Genomic DNA, 6,652 nt, shown 5'->3' with positions numbered 1-6,652 from the left:
GACGACAGCGATTGCAGCTAATTTGGCTCCGTCTAATATGGTGGCGGGATCTACGTTGATCAACCAGTGGGGGGGGGCGGTGACGGTGTCCGTGGATGCGAACCCATCGCAGTTCGACATTGTGGAGGCAGGCGTACCGAGCGACGGTTGCGTGGACATGGCAAACAAGGCATCGAACTACGTCACCATGACGCTTAACGGCACGACGTACAGCCAGTCGAACCCGCTGGATGCTGGTGCGGCCGTTACCGAATGCAACAGCGCGGCAACGCAGACGATCACTTACGTGTACGGCCACTAATTGCGATTCCGCATCCTAACGTGAATAAACTGAAGGACCTCATTTGGTCGGACCTCTGCGTGAGAGAAGATCCATCGAAGGGCTGGCTCAAGGCGGCCTCGGATTCTATGGTGGTTTCGCCGCTGCCATCGGATTCTTGGGAGGAACTGAAGCAGCTATTTCTTGCGCTGAATCGATCATGGGATCAGCGTGGTGCGGTAGCTTCCCGCTATGGCTTCCCGATGGAGTGGCCTCCAGAAGATGGTATGCGCTTGCGCGCGAAGCGCATTCAGTTAGCGAACGGCGAACATGTTTATGTCTGCCGAGCGTTTCGCTTCAAGCCATTCCGGCTGCAAGACACTGGCATCGCAGCGCCGCTCGTCAATAAGCTATTGTCGCCCGAGATTCGGGGCGGGATCGGCATTATTCTGGGGCGTCCTGGCGCGGGCAAGACCACTACAGCCTACTCGTTTCTCCAGGAACGAGCGCGCCGTCTCGGTGGGGTGACGTGGACAATCGAGAGCCCTGTCGAGATGGATCATCTCGAAGGCCGGTATGAGAATGGCTACATCCATCAGATTGAGGTGGAGACCCCGGAGATCTTGTACGAAACCGTAAAGGATCTGGCTCGCGCGACGCCCAACGTACTGTTCGTGGGCGAGGTGCTCGATGATCAGACGGCCGAGGTTGTGGCACAGGCTTCGAAAATGGGCTTTTTGGTTCTGTGCACGTATCACGGGGGTGATTTGATCAACGGAATCGAGCGCTTTGCGCGCGCGGCCGGGCATGGCATCGTGTCGGCACAGTTCGTCGATGCTTTTCGCTTCGCAGTGCATATCGATCTTCGTATGGTCGAGACGGGTGGCCGTGCACGACCGATCAACGACAGTCTCATCAGTTCGCTGGAGACGGGCAATCCGCCGCGAGTCTTGTCTGCACGATCTCTCTTTTGCATCTCGGACGCTGACCCCATCCGCGGTCATATGAAAAAGGGCGAATTCGCGCAGCTGCAGAGTGAGATCGACCGTCAGAAAAACGAGCTATTGAAGCTTCAGTCCGAGATGAGTCTCGGGCGGGCGAGGTAGGTTGTCATGCGCTTGATGGCTCTCCTCGTACTTGCCGTACTTACATCAACTTTGGCCTATCAGACGGCCACGTTCCAGGCTATCAAACCCACCGCACAGGAAATTTCGGTAAACGATGCGGCGGCACAATTTCTGAGCTATCGGTCGGCTGTCATGGCCTTCATGACGGACAATCCGGCCTTCACCGGCACCATCCAACCGAGCCAACTGAGTGCCTATTCGCCTAAGTACTCCTCGGTGTTCATCGCGAAGTTTGCCGCGAGTAATGCGGTGACCGTGTCCGGAACTGGGCGACTGATAACTACGTATGCCGCACTGCCGACGGGTACGTTACAGCAGGTATTGGTGCGTTCCGAGAATGACGCTTCGATTGGCTTGTCGGCGGGAAGTACGTGGATAGCATGCGCGAGCGGTGTGAATACGGCGCCACAACCCCTGAATGTCACCGTCCCAACGGGGGATGTGGTGTCGGTCGTTAAAACTGGAAACTGATTATGAGCGAAGTTCTTGGAGCGCTGTTCGCCCTATTGGTCGGCATGATGTACTTGCCGAAGATCCAAAGCGGCATCGCGACGGAGCGGCACGTCATGACGGACGTCACGACTGCCCAGCAACAACAGCAGTGGGTGTCCGCTGTGTCTAGCTACGTGTCCCAGAACAATGCCACACTTCTTTCGACAGTCACGACGACCCCCACTCCAATATCGGTTGCCGCGGTGAAGGCTGCGAATGTAGGTCTCCCAGTCGGATTCACAGGTACAAATCCCTTCAATCAAACGTGGGCGGCAGCGGTGACGCAGCCGTCTGCCGGCAATCTACAGGTGCTCATTTATGCTATCGGGGGCACACGGATCAACGACCAGGAACTGGGCTCGATAGCGCGGGCCGCAATGGGCGTGGGTGGCATGATCCCGACGAACAACTCAGGTGTGTATCCGGGCGGCGCTGCGACCGCTTATGGGGCATTTGGTGCGTGGCAGATTCCGACTGCTTCCTATGGTGTGGCGGGCGGCAGCCCGGCATCTTTGCTGAACTTCAACAAAGGTACGTTGACCAGTAACTACCTCTACCGCAACGCGGTGCCGGGTCAGCCGCAGCTAAACACGATGAGCACGAACCTGAGCATGGGTGGCAACACCATCACCAACGCTCAACAGATTCAGCTTGCCGCAGGGAATGGCGTTCAGGTCGGAAGCACCTATTACTACGGGGACGGCTTTAACTCGGCTATTCGCCAGAACGGCACGCTCTATATCCAGAACCAGGCTGGGACGGCAACTGCATCGTTGAATGCCGGGAACATCACGGCAAACGGTGATGCTTACGCTACTGGCGCAATGCAATCGGGCGGGCGCATGACGACCGGCGAATACCTGCAGGTCAACGGATACGCTTCGGCGGGCAGTTGGTGTCCCTCAAACGGGCTGGTCGGACGTGATGGCACGGGCTTGTTACTTTTCTGTCGATCCGGCGTGTGGACCGCGGCCGGGGGTGGAGGCTCCGCCGTCGCCTATTGCAAGTCAACGTCCTGCGGCATCACGTTGCCGAGCGGGGGCACATGGGACATTTCTGGCGTCAGTTACGCACAGCAAGCCGCGTGGAACGGGGCGGCATTCTGGATCAATGGGGCCTTGGTAGACACGAACGTGGACTGGGGCGACCAAGAAGGTACAGGATACGGAGTCATGACGGGAACATATCAAATAACCGTCGGCGGCCCAACGTACATCCCGGCGTGGACCTCATGGAGTTCCGCTTGGGGCGATTACACGATCACCCTGCACGCAACGAAAGAGTGACCCGTCGTAGCGTGCAGATTCCCTAGGTGGTCAAGATTTGACAGGCGCGTATTGTCTACGCATCGAGATTGAAGCGGTTTCCCGACGGGAATGGATGCGGCTAGATCGTCGTGATGGCGGTGAACTCCGATGACGAAGATGTCGAGCATGCGAGCGTCAGGATGTTCGTACTCGGGGTACCTGCAGGCCTGGAATTTTGCTTTGCATTGTCTCGCAAGTGAGCTCTACGAGCGTTCTCGTCTGGGCGACACGCCGCTCGGCGCAAGGAGGCTTTGTCGGAGCTTGCGGGCGTCTCACGCCCGATGCGCTGACTTTTTGGCCCCGGACCGCGCATTCGACAAGATGGGGACGATCGTAATGAACGCGCTAGCCTTTGTCGGAAGCCGGCGGCGGGGCGTGCCATCGGCTAGCGCTGCGCTCAACGCTGCCTCCCGACACTCCATCGTCCTCGTGCACTTGTGCTTCACTTTATTCACGGTGGCCAGCTTGCGGCACTCACAGCCGCTGAAGTGCGCCAATGTTTGCGCACAAATACAAGCACCCCATCGAGCGATGGGGCGTCCGTGTGGCAATCCTGCGGAATTGTCGATTAGAAGAATCGGTAGGTCAGGGAGACTTTAACGATCGGGTAGACCGGGAACTTGCTCGCCTTCGAACGAAGGTTCTGTTCCTCAGCCGCCACGTTCTGAGCGCCGGCCGCACTCGCAATATTCTGCGGAACGTCGAAGGTGACACTCGGCTTGCCGATTGCGACGCCAGCATCGAACGCCATCGACAGGCCCTCCTTCGCATTCGGGTTGTGACCGAAGCCGATGCCGACGTACGGACGAACGGCCGGGAACTTCAGGCTGGCGTGGACCGATTCACCCTGGGTCGGCACCGTCACGCCGTTGAAGGTGTAGGTTCCCTGCGAGCCGGTCGCGTTGCCGCTGAGTTGATCAGCGCCCACCAGTACCCCGACCGTCAGCCGAATCGGGAAGAACGACGGTGCGGGAAAGTAGTCACCCAGAAGCGAACCGTGGATCAGGCGGAGATTGGCATCGTAGTGCATGTCGCCAGCGCTAAAGCCATGCGAATAGCTGAAGCCGCTCACTTCGACTCGGGTGCCGAAGTGCTGGCTGATGCCGTACCCGTAGCCGAGACCCACTCCGTCCGTACCGACGGAGCCGTAAACTTCGTTGCGAACTTGCGCGTGTGCACCACTCGAGGTAACGCCGGCGATCAGAAGAGCGGAAAGAACTGCGAGGATTCTTTTGTTAGCCATAATATTTGACGAGTTGTTGAAATGTCGCGTCCTGACATGGACATTTCCACTCTAAATGCCGTATCGACTAGCGCAAGTCGACTGCGCGGTGCGAGTTTTTGGCAATGCGTAGGGCGTAATCTCACGGAAAAAATTGGATTCCGATTGGACTACTTGGTTGAGGAATATTTGGTTCTTTGATTCAGGTGGATGTGGGGAAAATTAAATCCCGCTTCATTCATTTTTTCCTCTGTCCGACGACTACCATGCGCCCGCTATCCTGCCTTCGCTGGCTGTGTGTACCGCTCTTGATCTCTATACATGGCTTGGCCTTTGCCGACTGCTTCGACGACGCAGCGAGCTTTCATCACGTCAATCCCTTGATCCTGAGAGCCATCGCGATTGTCGAGAGCGGCAATCGGGCGAATCTGACGAACACCAACCGAAATGGTTCGATTGACTATGGCCTGATGCAAATCAATTCGATTCATCTTCCCGAGCTTGCCCGGTATGGCATTGGGAAGGCCGACCTGTTCAATGGCTGCAAGAGCGTCTATATGGGCGCCTGGATACTCAGACAATCGATCGAAAAATATGGGAATACGTGGGCGGCCATCGGCTCCTATAATTCCGCTACGCCGGCCTATCGGGATCGGTATGCGGCCAAGGTTCAGAGGGTTGTGAATAAGCTGCTCACGAACGGCTATACAGACGAGATGCGGTAGCGCGACGGTGATGACTTCGCGATCCCTGCCGTTTCTAAAGACACCTTGTTTAAGGTGTGACGGTGTAGTCGGAAACTGTAGTGGTCTAATCTCCCCGGACACCAATTTAGGCGAGAATACTCGCCATGAAGAGGTGTCTGATGAGCAAGCAACGTCGTACGTTTTCCCCTGAGTTCAAGCGCAGTGCTGCATCTCTAGTCCTCGACCAGAGCTATAGCCACGTCGATGCCAGCCGGTCGGTCGGCGTCGCGGAGTCGGTTCTGCGCCGTTGGGTTCAACAACTGCACCAGGAGCGCCGCGGCATCACGCCTCAGAGTCCTGCAATGACGCCAGAGCAGCAGCGCATCCAGGAGCTGGAAGCGCGGATTGAACGCCTCGAGAGGGAGAAGATCATTTTAAAAAAAGCTACCGCGCTACTGATGTCGGAAGGGATAGAACGTACGAAATAATCGACCAGGTCGGCGACGGCGTTCCGGTAGCCATGTTGTGTGAGTTGTTCGATATACCTCGGTCGTGCTTTTACGCATACAGAAATCGTCGAGCGCGAGTTGATGCGGCACGAATGGCACTGCGCAGTCGCGTGCACGAGTTGTTTGTCGAGAGCCGAAGCTCAGCAGGCAGCCGCAGCATCATGGGCATGCTGCGCGAGCAAGGCACGACGATTGGGCGCTTTAAGGTCAGCCGTCTGATGGACGAGCTCGGCTTGATTTGCAAGCAACCTGGCAACCACGCATATAAGCGCGCTACGGTGGAGCGCATCGACATTCCGAACGTCTTGAATCGCGAGTTCGATGTGGCGGCACCGAATCAAGTCTGGTGCGGCGACATCACGTATTTATGGGCACAGGGGCGCTGGCATTATTTGGCCGTGGTGTTGGACCTTTTCACTCGCCGCGTTGTCGGCTGGTCATTCTCGACGAGCCCCGATGCCGACCTGGTGGTGAAGGCATTAGACATGGCATTCGAGCAACGCGGTCGGCCTACGGACTTGATGTTCCACAGCGACCAGGGCGGTCAATATGTCAGCCGGAAATTCCGTCAGAGACTATGGCGCTATCGAATCAAGCAGAGCATGAGTCGGCGTGGAAATTGTTGGGATAACAGCCCGATGGAACGCCTGTTCCGAAGCTTGAAAACGGAATGGGTGCCGAGCACTGGATACATGAGTGCCGGAGAAGCCCATCGAGACATCAGCCATTACCTGATGCAGCGGTACAACTGGATTCGACCGCATCAATTCAATAACGGTGTGGCGCCGGCAGTCGCAGAAGAAAAACTTAACGCAGTGTCCGGGATCAGTTGACCACTACAAACGGCATGTGGAAGCTAGAGGAGTATTGAACGGATAGTTCAAACTTGTGGCGGTCAATCTGCTCAAGGAGCGCTACTGCGGTGGCGCGAGTAAGACGTGACGAGCCGGCGCGGGCCGAGATTAAGCCTCACTAAACAGTTTAACGACGAATGAGCGCGCAGCCCGCATGGTGCATCTAGCCGGCGAGCACTCGCGAGGCGACGTGTTC

The 6,652-nt window shown here is 57.1% G+C and carries 7 protein-coding genes; 6 read left to right on the top strand and 1 reads right to left on the bottom strand.

Translation table 11 applies throughout. The features are described 5' to 3' along the window. From PCE31107_RS15090 to pilV, 4 genes are all read left to right on the top strand, one after another. The coding region (locus PCE31107_RS15090; RefSeq protein ID WP_281352577.1) for a type 4 pilus major pilin at positions 1–301 on the top strand (301 nt) is incomplete at its 5' end. Between the two features lie 20 nt (positions 302–321). Next, on the top strand, positions 322–1,365 hold the full coding sequence (locus PCE31107_RS15085; RefSeq protein ID WP_174966681.1) for an ATPase, T2SS/T4P/T4SS family: 1,044 nt from the start codon (positions 322–324) through the stop codon (positions 1,363–1,365). A 6-nt stretch (positions 1,366–1,371) separates the two neighbouring features. Next, positions 1,372–1,857 (top strand): type IV pilus biogenesis protein PilM, encoded by a 486-nt coding sequence (gene pilM, locus PCE31107_RS15080; RefSeq protein WP_150609538.1) that lies wholly within the window; start codon positions 1,372–1,374, stop codon positions 1,855–1,857. 2 nt (positions 1,858–1,859) lie between these two features. After that, the gene (gene pilV, locus PCE31107_RS15075; protein WP_150609536.1) at positions 1,860–3,164 is read left to right on the top strand and encodes a shufflon system plasmid conjugative transfer pilus tip adhesin PilV; all 1,305 of its coding nucleotides are present in this window, start codon (positions 1,860–1,862) and stop codon (positions 3,162–3,164) included. 589 nt (positions 3,165–3,753) lie between these two features. On the opposite strand, the gene PCE31107_RS15070 is transcribed toward pilV, so the two are convergent. Next, entirely contained in the window at positions 3,754–4,311 is a 558-nt protein-coding gene (locus tag PCE31107_RS15070) for a hypothetical protein (RefSeq protein WP_246181837.1), read from the bottom strand. Positions 4,312–4,673: 362 nt separating this feature from the next. Between PCE31107_RS15070 and PCE31107_RS15065 the strand changes: the two genes are divergently transcribed. Further along, on the top strand, positions 4,674–5,132 hold the full coding sequence (locus PCE31107_RS15065) for a lytic transglycosylase domain-containing protein (RefSeq protein WP_150609564.1): 459 nt from the start codon (positions 4,674–4,676) through the stop codon (positions 5,130–5,132). A 140-nt stretch (positions 5,133–5,272) separates the two neighbouring features. After that, positions 5,273–6,435 (top strand): IS3 family transposase gene (locus PCE31107_RS15060; protein ID WP_150609532.1). Its coding sequence is split into 2 segments (ribosomal slippage): positions 5,273–5,537 and positions 5,537–6,435, totalling 1,164 coding nucleotides; the frame shifts between segments, so codons are not numbered across the junction. Positions 6,436–6,652 lie beyond the last annotated feature (217 nt).

Origin of the sequence: Pandoraea cepalis (assembly GCF_902459625.1) — a bacterium.
Classification (GTDB): Bacteria; Pseudomonadota; Gammaproteobacteria; order Burkholderiales; family Burkholderiaceae; genus Pandoraea; species Pandoraea cepalis.
The sequence above is the reverse complement of the archived record's forward strand: the minus strand, read 5'-3'. Positions and strand labels throughout refer to the sequence as shown.

Coding starts and splice junctions, on each gene's coding strand:
- pilM (WP_150609538.1), top strand. CDS start 1,372: ATGCGCTTGATGGCTCTCCTCGTACTTGCCGTACTTACATCAACTTTG.
- PCE31107_RS15065 (WP_150609564.1), top strand. CDS start 4,674: ATGCGCCCGCTATCCTGCCTTCGCTGGCTGTGTGTACCGCTCTTGATC.
- pilV (WP_150609536.1), top strand. CDS start 1,860: ATGAGCGAAGTTCTTGGAGCGCTGTTCGCCCTATTGGTCGGCATGATG.